This window comes from Streptomyces sp. NPDC002588 (genome assembly GCF_040295925.1).
Lineage (GTDB): Bacteria > Actinomycetota > Actinomycetes > Streptomycetales > Streptomycetaceae > Streptomyces.
The window spans coordinates 514566-527916 of sequence record NZ_JBEOWF010000001.1 but is presented as its reverse complement, the minus strand read 5'-3'; the positions used below and the strand labels follow the sequence as shown (position 1 = coordinate 527916).

The window sequence follows — 13351 nt, the reverse complement described above, 5'->3', positions numbered from 1 at the left end:
AGACCGGCACCCATGACCGAGGACATGACCGGCGCCCCGCCCGAGCCGGGCAGCCAGTGGTACGACAACGAGGCCGGCCCGCTGGTGCGTCCCTACGCCGTGACGGGCGGACGCACCGAGCCCGGCCCCACCGGAGTGCGCCTCGACCTGATCGCCCTGGTCACCCTGGACCCGGGCGCGCCCGGCACGGACGCGGCGGCGCTCGGGCCGGAGCACGGGACCCTCATCGGCCTGTGCCGCACGGAGACCCAGTCCGTCGCCGAGCTCGCGGCGGGCGCGGACCTCCCCGTGGGCGTGGTCCGGGTCCTCCTCGGCGACCTCCTGGAAGCCGGCCGTGTCACCGTGAGCCGGCCGGTCCCTCCCGCACAGCTGCCCGACGAGCGGATTCTGCGCGAGGTGATCGAGGGGTTGCGGGCCCTGTAGACGAAGGTTCAGGCCGGATCCGGACATGTATCGGACCGGCCTCGCGCAGGCCGACGCACACCTTCGGACATCGAACGCGCAGGAGGCGGTCAGACCGGGCAGATTGCGGTCGAACCCGTCGCAAGGCGGCCTCAGTTGTCATGATGCTGGCTTCGCGCACCCGCGCCGAAGCCGTACTTTTCCGAGAGAAGTGATCCATGGTCTCCGAGCACTCCGATGCCACGGGCGGCGAGACGGCCCCCCTGGCGTTGAAGATTCTGGTCGCCGGCGGGTTCGGCGTCGGCAAGACCACATTGGTGGGGGCGGTCAGTGAGATCAAGCCGCTGCGCACCGAGGAACTGCTCAGCGAAGCCGGCCAGTTGGTGGACGACACCGGCGGCGTGGACCAGAAGGTGACCACGACCGTCGCCATGGACTTCGGCCGGATCACGATCCGCTCCGGACTCTCCCTCTACCTGTTCGGCACCCCGGGCCAGGACCGCTTCTGGTTCCTGTGGGACGAACTCTCCCAGGGCGCCCTGGGAGCGGTGGTCCTCGCCGACACCCGCCGCCTCGAGGACTGCTTCCCCGCGGTCGACTACTTCGAGCACCGGCACATCCCGTTCGTCGTCGCCGTCAACTGCTTCACCGGCGCCCGGGCGTACGGCGCCCAACACGTCTCGCGCGCCCTCGACCTGGACGGCGGCACGCCGGTCGTCCTGTGCGACGCGCGGGACCGTGACTCGGGCAAGGAGGTGCTGATCCGGCTCGTCGAGTACGCCGGGCGAATGCACACCGCCCGGCTGCTCGACTCCGTGAGCTGAAGAGGCCGAGGTCAGCCCGCGATCGCCTTCTGCGCCAGGACCTTGTCGACCGTGACACGGACGAGCAGTTCACCGGGCACACCGTTGCGGGCGCCGAACTCCTCGGCACGGTCCTCGCCCATGTACCGGGCGCCGATCCGGCCCGCCCAGTGCCGGACCTCGTCGAGGTCCTCCGAGATCCGGGCACGGCCCTGCAACACCACGTAGTCGAACGGCGGCCGGTCGTCGTCCACGCACAGGGCGATGCGGCCGTCCCGCGCCAGATTGCGCCCCTTCACCGTCTCCTTGCCGGTGTTGAACACCACGTCGTCCCCGTCGAGCAGGAACCAGATCGGTGCGATGTGCGGACTGCCGTCGGCCCGCACCGTCGACAGCTTCCCGGTACGGGTGCCGTGCGAGACGAACGCCCGCCATTCCTCGTCGGTCATCTTCTGCGCCATGCCGCCATCCTCCTTGCTCCGGCGGCCGAACCTGGGGAAGGCTGGCGGGCGATTCCTCCGTTGAGGCGGAGGACACAACACGGGGAACGCGCGGGGAGATGGGGACATGGCGCAGAAACAGGGCCTGGGCTGGCTGCTGGACGACCTGACCGAGCGCGTCGACCACGTCCGGCACGCACTGGTGCTGTCGAACGACGGGCTGGTGGCGGGCGCGAGTACGGGACTGGGACGCGAGGACGCCGAGCACCTCGCCGCCGTCTCGTCCGGACTGCACAGCCTCGCCAAGGGCTCAGGGCGCCACTTCGGCGCGGGGCAGGTGCGGCAGACCATGATCGAGTTCGATGACGCGCTGCTGTTCGTCACGGCGGCGGGCAGCGGCAGCTGCCTGTGCGTGCTCAGCGGAGCGGAGGCCGACATGGGCCAGATCGCCTACGAGATGACCCTGCTCGTCAGCCGGGTCGGCGAGCACCTCACCGTGGACGCCCGGCAGCCCGACCGAGCCCCACTGGAAGACATCTGACCTGCGCTTTCATCGGCCCCCGTGGAGTTATCCACAGGCTCGCCACGAGATCCGCGAATCCGGCTACGGTTTTTTCCGAGGCCATCGCGGACCGTGCGGGCCTGTTCCACCCACATGACTCCACACCGCTCCACGGGGGAGACCGATCATGACCGGAAACACCGTCGCAGCACAGCGGAACGCCTCCTGCTCCGCGAGCCGAGCGGCCCGCGAACTGGGGCTGAAGCGAAGCGAGTTCGACCTCGCCGTGCACCTCGGGCGGATCAGGACCGTGCCCGACGAAGGGGGAGGGGGCCGCCGGGTGGCCCGCGCGGAGATCGAGCGGCTGCTCGGAGTGTCCGGCCCGCCCGATGAACTGCGCGAGAGCGTCCGGGCCGTGGGTACCGTCGAGGGCGCCGCCCTGATGGGGGTGCCGGCTCCCCGCTTCACGCGCCTCGCCCGATCGGGCCTGCTGGTGCCCGTGAAGTTCTACCTCAACCGCTACAGGGCGGTGGTGTGGCTCTATCTCGCCGACGAACTAAGGCAGTTCGCCGCCGACGAGAACCACGCGCGCCTGCTCACGGGCCGGGCGCCCGCCCCGATGCGGGCTCAACTGGCCGCGGGACTGGATCTCAGGCCCCGGAACTGGCGGGGACGCCACCTGGGCTTCCTGCTCCGGCAGGCCGGCGACCCCTGGCAGCGGGCCGGAGCCCTGGCCGCGTTTCTCGACCCCACACACCTCGCGGAGATCGTCGAGGATCCCTACGAGCGCTCCCACCTGAACCGGTTCCGGCCCGGACCGCCGGCCCACGGCGCCCCCGGCAGCCCGGCCGCACACCTCGTCGAGAAGATCACCACGGCCGACGATCCCGACGAGATCGACTGGCTCAGGTCCGACCTGGCACGCACCCTGGACGAGGCCCGCGTACACCAACCGGCCCCGCGCCCGGCCACGCCCGCCCACCCATCGCACCCGCCACGCCCGACACGGGCACCGGAGACACCCGGCCGGCCCCAGCGCTCCCCGCGCGGTCTGCTGAGCCGGCTGTGCCGCAGAGGTTCATGACCGACCCGGTGAACAGCCCGGGTTACAGCGCCCGGAACAGCCCCTCCTGGACGACCGACACGAGCAGGCGGCCCTCCAGGTCGTAGATCTGCCCGCGAGCCAGTCCGCGGCCGCCGGTCGCGATCGGAGACTCCTGGTCGTACAGGAACCACTCGTCCGCACGGAACGGCCGGTGGAACCACATCGCGTGGTCCAGCGACGCCATGTCGAAGCTCCGCGGGCCCCACAGAGGCTCCACCGGCAGACGGACGGCGTCCAGGAGGGTCATGTCACTTGCGTACGTCAGAGCGCAGGTGTGCACGAGCGGATCGTCGCCCAGCGGACCTACCGCACGCATCCACACCGCGCTGCGCGGCTCGGCCTCCTCGAGGTCCTGCGCGCTCCAGCGCAGCCGGTCCGCATACCGGATGTCGAACGGCTGACGGCGCGCCATCCGCTCCAACTGCTCGGGGAGCGCGCCCAGATGCGCCCGGACCTCCTCCGCCACCGTCGGCAGGGACTCCGGGTCCGGAACCTTGCGGGCCGACGGCAGCTGGTGCTCGAAGGGACCTTCCTCAGGCTTGTGAAAGGAGGCGGTGAGATTGAAGATCGTGCGGCCCTGCTGCACGGCGGTGACCCGGCGGGTCGTGAACGACCGGCCGTCCCGCACCCGTTCGACCTGGTACACGATCGGAACGCCCGGCCGGCCCGGGCGCAGGAAGTACGCGTGCAGCGAGTGCACGGGCCGGTCGCCCTCGGTGGTCCGGCCGGCCGCGACCAGCGCCTGCCCCGCCACCTGCCCGCCGAAGACCCGCTGCAGGGACTCCTGCGGGCTGCGGCCGCGGAAGATGTTGACCTCGATCTGCTCCAGGTCGAGCAGGTCGACGAGTCTCTCGGCCGGATTCGTCATCGGTGTCCTTCTCCTGTGCCTCGTGCTGTTGTCACAACTGGCCGACGTCGGTGACGCGGACGATCGCCCGGCCCTCCGCGTCGGAGGCCGTGAGATCGATCTCCGCGCTGATGCCCCAGTCGTGGTCGTCGTTGGGGTCGTCGAAGATCTGCCGCACCCGCCACAGACCGTTCTGCGGCTCCTCCTGGATGACGAGCAGCTTGGGGCCGCGGGCGTCCGGTCCGGTCCCGAGGTCGTCGTACTCGTCCCAGTACTTGTCCATGGCCTCGCCCCACGCCTCGGCGTCCCAGCCGGACTCCGCGTCCATCTCGCCCAGCTGCCCGACCTGGTCGAGGGCGGCCAGCTCGACCCGCCGGAACATCGCGTTGCGCACCAGGACCCGGAAGGCGCGCGCGTTCGCGGTGACCGGTTTGACCTCGTCGGCCTTCTCCTGGGCCTCCTCCGCGGTCATCTCCTCCGGGTTGGCGAGCTGCTCCCACTCGTCCAGCAGGCTGGAGTCGACCTGGCGCACCATCTCGCCCAGCCACTCGATCAGGTCCTGCAGGTCCTCGGACTTGAGATCGTCGGGGACGGTGTGGTCGAGGGCCTTGTAGGCACTGGCCAGGTAGCGCAGCACGATCCCCTCGGTGCGGGCCAGTTCGTAGTGGGACACCAGCTCAGTGAAGGACATCGCCCGCTCGTACATGTCACGGATGACGGACTTCGGCGACAGCGGATGGTCGCCGACCCACGGGTGGCTCTTGCGGTACGTGTTGTACGCGTGGAAGAGCAGTTCCTCCAGAGGCTTGGGGTAGGTGATGTCCTGGAGCCGCTCCATGCGCTCCTCGTACTCGACGCCGTCCGCCTTCATCAGGGCGACCGCCTCGCCGCGCGCCTTGTTCTGCTGGGCGGCCAGGATCTGCCGGGGGTCGTCCAGCGTGGACTCCACGACGGAGACCATGTCCAGTGCGTACGACGGCGATTCGGGATCGAGCAGTTCGAACGCGGCCAGTGCGAAGGTGGACAGCGGCTGGTTGAGCGCGAAGTCCTGCTGCAGGTCCACGGTGAGCCGGACGACACGGCCCGTGGCGTCCGGCTCGTCGAGTTTCTCGACGATCCCGCCGTCCAGCAGCGAGCGGTAGATCGCGATCGCGCGCCGGATGTGCCGCAGCTGCTGCCTGCGGGGCTCGTGGTTGTCCTCCAGCAGATGGCGCATCGCCTCGAAGGCGTTGCCGGGGCGGGCGATCACCGACAGCAGCATCGTGTGCGTCACGCGGAAACGCGAGGTCAGCGGCTCCGGTTCCGACTCGATGAGCTTCTCGAAGGTGTTCTCCGTCCAGCCGACGAAGCCCTCCGGCGCCTTCTTGCGGACCACCTTGCGGCGCTTCTTCGGGTCGTCGCCCGCCTTGGCGAGCGCCTTCTCGTTCTCGATGACGTGCTCGGGCGCCTGCGCGACCACGAAACCCGCCGTGTCGAAGCCGGCCCGCCCGGCCCGGCCCGCGATCTGGTGGAACTCACGCGCCCGCAGGGTGCGCACCCGGTTGCCGTCGTACTTCGTCAGCGCCGTGAACAGCACGGTGCGGATCGGCACGTTGACGCCGACCCCGAGCGTGTCCGTACCGCAGATCACCTTCAGCAGACCGGCCTGGGCGAGCTTCTCCACGAGACGCCGGTACTTGGGCAGCATGCCCGCGTGGTGGACGCCGATTCCATGCCGTACGTAACGGGAGAGGTTGCGGCCGAACTTGGTGGTGAAGCGGAAGTTGCCGATGAGCTCGGCGATCTGCTCCTTCTCCTCACGCGAGCACATGTTGATGCTCATCAGCGCCTGCGCCCGCTCCACCGCCTGCGCCTGCGTGAAGTGCACGATGTAGACGGGTGCCTGCCTCGTCTCCAGCAGGTCGGTGAGGGTCTCCGTCATCGGGGTGTAGCGGTACTCGTAGGAGAGCGGCACGGGCCGGGTCGCCGAGCGGACCACCGCCGTGGGGCGGCCGGTGCGGCGGGTGAGGTCCTTCTCGAAGAAGGACACGTCGCCGAGCGTGGCCGACATGAGGACGAACTGCGCCTGAGGCAGTTCCAGGATGGGGATCTGCCAGGCCCAGCCGCGGTCGCCCTCGGCGTAGAAGTGGAACTCGTCCATGACGACCTGGCCCACGTCCGCGTTCTTGCCGTCGCGCAGCGCGATCGAGGCGAGCACTTCGGCGGTGCAGCAGATGACCGGTGCGTCGGAATTGACGGACGCGTCGCCGGTCAGCATCCCGACGTTCTCCGTGCCGAAGATCTTGCACAGTTCGAAGAACTTCTCCGACACCAGCGCCTTGATCGGAGCCGTGTAGAAGGTGACCTCGTCCCGGGCGAGGGCCGCGAAGTGCGCGGCCGCCGCGATCATGCTCTTGCCGGAGCCGGTGGGCGTCGACACGATCACGTTCGCCCCGGAGACCACCTCGATCAGCGCCTCCTCCTGGTGGGAGTAGAGCGTGAGACCGCGCTCCTGGGCCCAGGACTCGAAGGCTTCGTACAGGGCATCGGGATCTGCGGTCGGCGGCAACTGATCGATGAGGGTCACGACCCCATCTTGCCTGCCCGCGCGCCCGATGGGGGAATCGGCTGTCGGCCCGAAGATCACGGCAGCTACGCTGTGTCGCCGACGGAGCGTCATCGCACCCGGTCAACTGGACAGCGGCACACGAGGAATGGGGCGGGCAACGGCCATGATGGGACCAGCACACTCACTGTCGGGCGCCGCGGCCTGGCTAGGCGTCGGTGCGGCGGCCGCAGCGGCCGGGCACACGATGCCCTGGCCGGTCCTCCTCTCCGGTGCGCTGATCTGCGCCGGTGCCGCGCTCGCTCCGGACCTCGACCACAAGGCCGCCACCATCTCGCGCTCCTTCGGTCCCGTCTCGCGATGGCTGTGCGAGATCGTCGACAAGCTCTCCTACGCCGTCTACAAGGGCACGAGGAAGCAGGGCGACCCGCGTCGCTCGGGCGGGCACCGGACCCTGACGCACACCTGGCTGTGGGCGGTCACGATCGGCGCGGGTGCCTCGGCGCTGGCGATCGCCGGGGGCCGCTGGGCGGTGCTGGCGATCCTCTTCGTGCACATGGTGCTGGCGATCGAGGGCCTGCTGTGGCGGGCGGCCCGTGGTTCCAGCAGCGATGTGCTGGTGTGGCTGCTCGCCGCGACCAGCGCCTGGATCCTGGCCGGCGTCCTGGACAAACCGGGCAACGGCGCGGACTGGCTGTTCACGGACCCGGGCCAGGAGTACCTGTGGCTGGGGCTGCCGATCGTGCTGGGCGCCCTGGTGCACGACATCGGGGACGCGCTGACCGTCTCCGGCTGTCCTGTGCTGTGGCCCATCCCGATCGGGCGCAAGCGCTGGTACCCCCTGGGCCCGCCCAAGGCGATGCGGTTCCGGGCGGGCAGCTGGGTGGAGCTCAAGGTGCTGATGCCGGTGTTCATGGTGCTCGGCGGCGTGGGCGCCGCGGCGGCCCTCAACGTCATCTGAGGCACCTGGCGAACGTCCGCGTGCGGAGCGGCGCCGGCTCAGGCGGTCGTGCCGTCGCCGTAGCGCCGCTCGAAGCGGGCGACCCGGCCCTCGGTGTCCACCGTGCGCGCCTTGCCGGTGAAGAAGGGGTGGCTCTCCGAGGAGATCTCCACGTCCACCACGGGGTAGGTCTCGCCGTCGTCCCAGTCGATCGTCCGGTCGCTGGTCGCGGTGGAGCGGGTGAGGAAGGCGTAGCCGGCGGCCCGGTCGCGGAAGACGACCGGGTGGTAGTCGGGGTGCTGGTCCTGCTTCATGGATTCTCCTGGTCCTCGTGCGGTGACCGAACCTGCGGTGACGGAACCGGGGCGGGCGGGTCAGCCGGACAGGCCGTCCTCGTCGACGATGTGCATCGCGGCTTCCTCCGCGGAGGCGGCCGCCCCGTCGATGCCGACGTCGGTGGCGACCAGGGCGCTCTCCTCGTCCTCGTGGGTTCCCTCGTCCGGTGCCACGAGGCGGCCGGAGCGGACCGTGCCCACCTCGTTGTCGAGGAGTTCCCCGTCGGTGCCGTCGCAGTCGCCGAGGCCGTCCCCGTCGGGCACGGGGAGGTCGGGCACCTCCTCCGCGAGCCGCTGGTCCAGCGTCTCGCCCTGCCGGCGCTCCGCGGCCGTCACCCCGGAGTGCTCCACGGCCCAGGGCCGCTCGGGAGGGGACCAGCCGCGATCGAGGGGGTCCTCGACGCCGTCGTCCACGAGCGTGTCCTCGGTGTCGAGCAGCCCCGTGTCCTCCTGGATGTCGGAGGCGTCGGGCTGGTAGACGTCGTCCCCCCATCCGTCGACGCTGTTCACGGGTACCTCCAGGGGGTGACGGGCCCGTTCTCACCGCGGTCGGCGATGGGGTACCGCCGCACGGGGCACCGGCCGGGCCCGGCGTGCACCGGACGGATCCGGGCCGTTTCCCGCACGGGTGCCGGTATCCAGCGTTCCATCCCGCTTCGGGACCGCGCAACGCCAGAGACACGACGAACGCCGGAGGGGACTCTCGGGGCCGCGGTCAGGGGGCGCCGGCGTGCGGCTGCCCGCAGGGCCGGGCCCCCTCCGGGGCGAGCACGGGAGCGGTCCGCCTCACCCGTGCCAGGACCGCCACAGCGCCGCGTACGCGCCCTCAGCCGCGACCAGCTGGGTGTGGCTGCCCAGCTCGCTGATGCGGCCGTTCTCGACGACGGCGATGACGTCGGCGTCGTGGGCGGTGTGCAGGCGGTGGGCGATGGCGACGACGGTGCGGCCGTCGAGGACACGGGCGAGGGAGCGCTCGAGGTGCCGGGCGGCTCGCGGGTCGAGCAGCGAGGTCGCCTCGTCCAGGACCAGGGTGTGCGGGTCCGCCAGCACCAGCCGGGCCAGCGCGATCTGCTGGGCCTGTGCCGGAGTGAGCGCGACGCCGCCCGAGCCGACCTCCGTGTCCAGCCCGTCCTCCAGTGCCCGCGCCCAGCTGTCCGCGTCCACGGCGCCCAGCGCCGCCCAGAGCTCGGCGTCCTCGGCGCCGGTCCGGGCGAGCCGGAGATTGTCGCGCAGGGAGCCGACGAAGACGTGGTGCTCCTGGTTGACGAGTGCCACGTGGGAGCGGACCCGTTCGGCGGTCATCCGCGACAGTTCGGCGCCGCCGAGGGTGATCCGGCCGTCCCGCGGGGCGTAGATGCCGGCGAGGAGCCGGCCCAGCGTGGACTTGCCGGCACCCGAGGGGCCGACCAGCGCCAGCCGGGTGCCGGGGGCGACCTCGAGGGACACCTTGCGCAGCACGTCCACGCCCTCGCGGTAGCCGAAGTGGACCCGGTCGGCGTGTACGTCGCGGCCGTCCGGCGCCAGCCCGGTCTCCCCGGCGTCCGGCTCGATGTCCCGCACGCCGACGAGGCGGGCCAGCGACACCTGCGCCACCTGCAGCTCGTCGTACCAGCGCAGGATGAGGTTGACCGGGTCGACGAGCATCTGTGCCAGCAGCGCGCCGGTCGTCAGCTGCCCGACCCCGATCCAGCCCTGTATGACGAACACACCGCCGAGCATCAGGACCGAGGCGAGCACCGTGACGTGCACGAGGTTGATGACCGGGAACAGCACCGACCGCAGCCACAGGGTGTAGCGCTCCCAGGCCGTCCACTGCCGGACCCTCAGTTCGGACACGGCGATGCGGCGGTCGGCGAGGCGGTGGGCCTCGACGGTCCGCCCGGCGTCCACGGTCTCGGCGAGGGCGGCGGCCACGGCGGCGTACCCGGCGGCCTCCGAGCGGTAGCCGGAAGGCGCCCGCTTGAAGTACCAGCGGCATCCGGCGACGAGCAGCGGCACCGCGACCAGCACGGCCGGCGCGAGGGGCGGCGCCATGACGACGAGACCGCCGAGCAGCAGCCCCGCCCACATCACGCCGATGGTCAGCTGGGGCACGGCCTCGCGCATGGCGTTGGCCAGCCGGTCGATGTCCGTGGTGATGCGGGACAGCAGGTCACCGGTTCCGGCCCGTTCCAGGACGCCCGGCGGCAGGCCGACCGACCGCACGAGGAAGTCCTCCCGCAGATCGGCCAGCATCCGCTCGCCGAGCATCGCGCCGCGCAGCCGCACCTGACGGACGAAGAACGCCTGGACGACCAGGGCGATGACGAACAGCGTGGTGGTGAGCTGCAGATGCAGTTCGTGAGCCCCGTCGGAGAGCCGTTCCACGAGGTCTCCGAGGAGCCAGGGGCCCACCATCGAGGCGACTGTGGCGACCGTGTTGACCAGCAACAGGATCACGAAGGCCCGGCGATGACGGCGCAGGAGTTCGGACACGTAGGCGCGTACGGTCGCGGGTGCGCCGACGGGCAGGGTGCTCGCCGTCGTCGGTGCCGCCGGGTCGAACTCGGGTGGCGCGACGCCGATCATGCCGTCTCCTCGATCTCTTCTCGTTCGTCCAGCGTGTTCTTGCCGAGCACCGACAGTGCGTCGCTCAGGCCGGCCGCACTGCTCAGACCGGCCGCTGTGTCCCGCGCTGCCTCGTCGTCGGTCTCGCGGGTCACCACGGCCCGGTACCGGGGCTCGGTGTGCAGCAGTTCGCGGTGGTTCCCGACCGCGACGACCTCGCCGTCGTCCACCAGGGCCACCCGGTCCGCCCGGTCGAGCAGCAGCGGGGAGGAGGTGAACACCACTGTCGTGCGCCCGGCGCGCAGTTCCCGCACGCCTTCGGCGATCCGCGCCTCGGTGTGCGAGTCGACCGCGGAGGTGGGCTCGTCCAGGACGAGGACCTCCGGGTCCGTGACGAGCGACCGGGCCAGGGCCAGCCGCTGCCGCTGGCCCCCGGACAGGGAGCGGCCGCGTTCGGTGATCCGGGCGTCCATCGGGTCGTCGGCCTCCAGGGAGCCCTGCACGAGTGCCTCCAGGACGTCCCCGCACTGTGCGGCGGCCAGCGCCGCGGCCGCGTCCACCGTGCCCGAGGAGGGCACGTCGAGCAGGTCGCGCAGCGAACCGGACAGCAGCACCGGGTCCTTGTCCTGGACGAGGACGGCCGTGCGCGCGGAGTCCAGCGGGAGTTCGTCCAGCGGGACGCCGTCGAGCAGTACCGACGTGCCGTCCTGCGGCGGGTGTCCGCCCAGCCGTTCCGCCAGCCGTCCGGCCGCGTCCGGGTCCCCGCACACCACGGCGGTGAGCCGGGCGGCGGGGGCCCGCAGCCCGGTCGCCGGGTCGTACAGATCGCCCGAGGGCAGATCCGCCGCGCGTGACCCGCCCGCGTCCCTGACCCGCTCCAGCGACAGCACACCGGCGGCACGTTTCGCCGACGGCTGGGAGAAGGAGTAGGCCATCGCGATCTCCTCGAAGTGCCTGAGGGGATACGTCAGGACCATCACGGAGCTGTAGACGGTGACCAGTTCGCCGACGCTGATCCGGCCCTCGCGGGCCAGATGGACGCCGTAGACGACGACCGTGATCAGCAGCAGGCCCGGCAGCAGCACCTGTATGGCGCTGATCAGGGACCACATACGGGCGCTCCGTACGGCCGCGTGCCGGACCTCCTGGGAGGCGCGGCGGTAGCGGTCGAGGAAGAGCTCCTCACCGCCGATGCCGCGCAGCACCCGCAGACCGGCCACGGTGTCGGAGGCCAGTTCGGTGGCGCGCCCGGCCTTCTCGCGCTGGAAGTCCGCCCGGCGTGTCGCGCGGGGCAGCAGCGGCAGCACGGCGAGCGCGAGGGCGGGCAGGCCCACGGCGACCACGATGCCGAGCGCGGGCTGGTAGACCACGAGACCGACGCAGACGAACACGACGGTGAGGGCGGCGGCGGTGAAGCGGGACACGGCTTCGACGAACCAGCCGATCTTCTCGACGTCGCCCGTGGACACGGCCACGACCTCGCCGGCCGCGACCCGCCGGGTCAGCGTCGATCCCAGCCGCGCGGCCTGGCGGGCGAGCAGCTGCTGGACGCGGGCGGCCGCGGTGATCCAGTTGGTGACGGCGGCCCGGTGCAGGAAGGTGTCCCCGATCGCGGTGGCGGCGCCGCAGAGGGCCATCAGGCCGCCGGTGAGGGCGAGCCGGCTGGCGGACCGGTCGACCACGGCCTCGATGGCCAGGCCGACGCAGAAGGGCTGCGCCGAGACGGCGACGAAGTGCAGCAGGCCCCAGGCCAGAGCCTTCAGCTGGCCGCCGAGTTGATTGCGGCCGAGCCACCACAGGAAGCGAGGCCCTGAGCGTACGTCCGGCACGCCCGGGTCGGGATACGGAAGGTCTTGGATCTGCATGGCGTCCCAGGGCTCGGTTCAGGGGGTGGGGAGAATGGGTCGGGGAGAGCGGATGGGGGGAACCGCAAGGCGCGGCAACAAACCGTGAAAGGTTCGCGTCACAGCGTGGTCAAAATCAACCTGTTTTCTCCAGGGGGCGTACGGATCCGGCTGCTCACCGACACGGGCTGTATGTCCGCAACGTCACGTAAACGCCCGGAAAGTGATGGGAGCATGGGGCGATGCGACATGGTGCTGTGCGATCCCTGACGGCCGCGACGACGGCCGGAGCCCTCCTTCTCGCGGCGCTGTCCGCATGCGGCGGCGCGGACCTGAAGACGGCGCGCCGGGCCGGGGCGGCGGCGGGAGCCGAGGGCGTGCGCGCCACGCCGAGCCCGGTCGACCGGACCCGGATCCCGGACGTCGGGGACCGGCTGCTGCGGCGCATCCCCGCCGGCTCCCGTCAAGTCCTGGCGGTGTACGGCGACTCGGAGGACTCCGCGAAGTCCACCGCCGTGCTCTACCTGAAGCGGGGCCCGGCCTGGGAGCGCGTCCGCAGCTGGCCCGCGCACAACGGCAAGAAGGGCTGGACGTGGGACCACCGCCTGGGGGACAAGCGCAGTCCCGTCGGCGTGTTCACGCTGACCGCCGCGGGCGGTGTCCTGGACGACCCCGGGACCAGGCTGCCGTACACGCAGTCGGAGGACTTCACGGCGCCGAGCGACTGGGGTCCGTCGCACGCGCACGACTTCGACTACGTCATCGCCATCGACTACAACCGCGTCAAGGGAACGCCGCCGCACGACGCGGAACAGCCGTGGGGTGAGGAGAAGGGTGGCGGGATCTGGCTGCACCTGGACCACGGCAGCGGCACGCTGGCCTGCGTCGGTCTGGCCAGGGAGGCGATGAAGCACCTGCTGCGCACGCTCGACCCGGAGCTGGAGCCCGTGGTGGTGATGGGGGACAGGGAAGCGCTGAAGGCATAGGGCTCGTGGGGGAGGCGTCATTGCGGGGAGGGGGCGACTCGCCGTAGAACACGGG

General features: G+C 71.3%; 13 protein-coding genes. 6 read left to right on the top strand and 7 right to left on the bottom strand.

All coding sequences use genetic code 11. From position 1 onward, the window contains the following. Positions 1 to 12: 12 nt before the first annotated feature. Together ABT057_RS02385 and ABT057_RS02380 are read left to right on the top strand one after the other, a co-directional pair. Complete coding sequence (locus ABT057_RS02385; RefSeq protein WP_352340514.1) at positions 13 to 423, top strand: DUF742 domain-containing protein; 411 nt, start codon at positions 13 to 15, stop codon at positions 421 to 423. Positions 424 to 620: 197 nt separating this feature from the next. Then, a complete protein-coding gene (locus ABT057_RS02380; protein WP_352340513.1) occupies positions 621 to 1226 on the top strand; it encodes a GTP-binding protein in 606 nt (201 codons plus the stop codon). Positions 1227 to 1237: 11 nt separating this feature from the next. Here the strand turns inward: ABT057_RS02380 and ABT057_RS02375 are convergent, their stop codons facing one another. Continuing rightward, on the bottom strand, positions 1238 to 1666 hold the full coding sequence (locus ABT057_RS02375) for a PPOX class F420-dependent oxidoreductase (protein ID WP_352340512.1): 429 nt from the start codon (positions 1664 to 1666) through the stop codon (positions 1238 to 1240). A 106-nt stretch (positions 1667 to 1772) separates the two neighbouring features. Here ABT057_RS02375 and ABT057_RS02370 point away from each other — a divergent pair, with 106 nt between their 5' ends. Both ABT057_RS02370 and ABT057_RS02365 read left to right on the top strand, forming a co-directional pair. Continuing rightward, on the top strand, positions 1773 to 2186 hold the full coding sequence (locus tag ABT057_RS02370) for a roadblock/LC7 domain-containing protein (RefSeq protein ID WP_352340511.1): 414 nt from the start codon (positions 1773 to 1775) through the stop codon (positions 2184 to 2186). A 148-nt stretch (positions 2187 to 2334) separates the two neighbouring features. Then, a complete protein-coding gene (locus ABT057_RS02365) occupies positions 2335 to 3231 on the top strand; it encodes a DUF6397 family protein (protein ID WP_352340510.1) in 897 nt (298 codons plus the stop codon). A 22-nt stretch (positions 3232 to 3253) separates the two neighbouring features. Here the strand turns inward: ABT057_RS02365 and ABT057_RS02360 are convergent, their stop codons facing one another. Together ABT057_RS02360 and ABT057_RS02355 are read right to left on the bottom strand one after the other, a co-directional pair. Continuing rightward, the gene (locus ABT057_RS02360) at positions 3254 to 4120 is read right to left on the bottom strand and encodes an acyl-CoA thioesterase (protein ID WP_352340509.1); all 867 of its coding nucleotides are present in this window, start codon (positions 4118 to 4120) and stop codon (positions 3254 to 3256) included. 31 nt (positions 4121 to 4151) lie between these two features. After that, complete coding sequence (locus ABT057_RS02355) at positions 4152 to 6665, bottom strand: DEAD/DEAH box helicase (RefSeq protein ID WP_352340508.1); 2514 nt, start codon at positions 6663 to 6665, stop codon at positions 4152 to 4154. A 145-nt stretch (positions 6666 to 6810) separates the two neighbouring features. Between ABT057_RS02355 and ABT057_RS02350 the strand changes: the two genes are divergently transcribed. Continuing rightward, positions 6811 to 7605 carry a metal-dependent hydrolase gene (locus ABT057_RS02350; protein ID WP_352340507.1) on the top strand — a complete coding sequence of 265 codons (795 nt, stop codon included), beginning with the start codon at positions 6811 to 6813 and terminating at the stop codon, positions 7603 to 7605. Between the two features lie 38 nt (positions 7606 to 7643). Here ABT057_RS02350 and ABT057_RS02345 read toward each other — a convergent pair whose 3' ends face one another. The 4 genes from ABT057_RS02345 to ABT057_RS02330 all read right to left on the bottom strand — a co-directional run bounded on the left by ABT057_RS02345 (position 7644) and on the right by ABT057_RS02330 (position 12331). After that, entirely contained in the window at positions 7644 to 7898 is a 255-nt protein-coding gene (locus ABT057_RS02345) for a type B 50S ribosomal protein L31 (protein WP_352340506.1), read from the bottom strand. Positions 7899 to 7958: 60 nt separating this feature from the next. Beyond that, positions 7959 to 8429 (bottom strand): DUF5709 domain-containing protein, encoded by a 471-nt coding sequence (locus ABT057_RS02340; protein WP_352340505.1) that lies wholly within the window; start codon positions 8427 to 8429, stop codon positions 7959 to 7961. 276 nt (positions 8430 to 8705) lie between these two features. Beyond that, the gene (locus tag ABT057_RS02335) at positions 8706 to 10487 is read right to left on the bottom strand and encodes an ABC transporter ATP-binding protein (protein WP_352340504.1); all 1782 of its coding nucleotides are present in this window, start codon (positions 10485 to 10487) and stop codon (positions 8706 to 8708) included. After that, positions 10484 to 12331: an ABC transporter transmembrane domain-containing protein gene (locus tag ABT057_RS02330; protein ID WP_352340503.1), complete on the bottom strand. Its 1848-nt coding sequence runs from the start codon at positions 12329 to 12331 to the stop codon at positions 10484 to 10486. The genes ABT057_RS02335 and ABT057_RS02330 overlap by 4 nt, the downstream gene beginning before the upstream one ends. Before the next feature lie 221 nt (positions 12332 to 12552). On the opposite strand from ABT057_RS02330, the gene ABT057_RS02325 reads away from it, so the two are divergent. Next, on the top strand, positions 12553 to 13296 hold the full coding sequence (locus ABT057_RS02325) for a L,D-transpeptidase family protein (protein ID WP_352340502.1): 744 nt from the start codon (positions 12553 to 12555) through the stop codon (positions 13294 to 13296). Positions 13297 to 13351 lie beyond the last annotated feature (55 nt).